The sequence below is a fragment of the Aminobacter sp. P4_D5 genome (assembly GCF_056401815.1).
Genome location: NZ_JBFUIP010001491.1, coordinates 1 through 502 on the forward strand (window position 1 = coordinate 1; position 502 = coordinate 502).

General features: G+C 71.1%; 1 protein-coding gene. It reads right to left on the minus strand.

What is annotated here, in order from left to right; all coding sequences use genetic code 11:
* A partial coding sequence (locus AC1DWF_RS39135) for a hypothetical protein (protein ID WP_476843758.1) occupies positions 1–336 on the minus strand: 336 nt, incomplete at its 3' end.
* Between the last annotated feature and the right edge of the window lie 166 nt (positions 337–502).

Here is a 502-nt window from a genome sequence, read left to right on the forward strand (position 1 = left end):
GTCGTAGACCAGCTGCACCTGCTGGCAGGAGAACCCCGCCTCGTGCAGCCGCGCGTTGATCTCAGCGTCCGGGCCGCAGAGCTCGTGCTTCGCCTCGACCTCGTAGCCGTCCGGCGTCTCGGGAATGTCCATCATCGCGCGCCAGCGCTGGACGTCCTCCGGAGCGGTGGCGTCGGTCGGCGGCGCCATGCGCTGGGACATGCGGCGCTCCAGCTCCAGGTAGCTCTTCAGCAGCGCGTCCACGCGCATCGCGCCGTTCCCGTTGTCCCAGAATTTTTCGGGGACGTCGGAGGGGCGGGTGGATTCGGGCGTGGTCTGCAGGAGGTTGTCGGGCATCGGGGGCATCACTCCGGGCTGGAAACGGGGACAAGGACCTCGGCGGGCGCGCCGAGCGTGCGGGCGAGCCAGCGCGCGGCCGCCGGCGCATCGACCTGCGAGGCCGCGGCCTCGCCCATCTTCGCGACGGCCTCGAGGAAGAGCAGCGTGTTCGCCGCATCGGCAC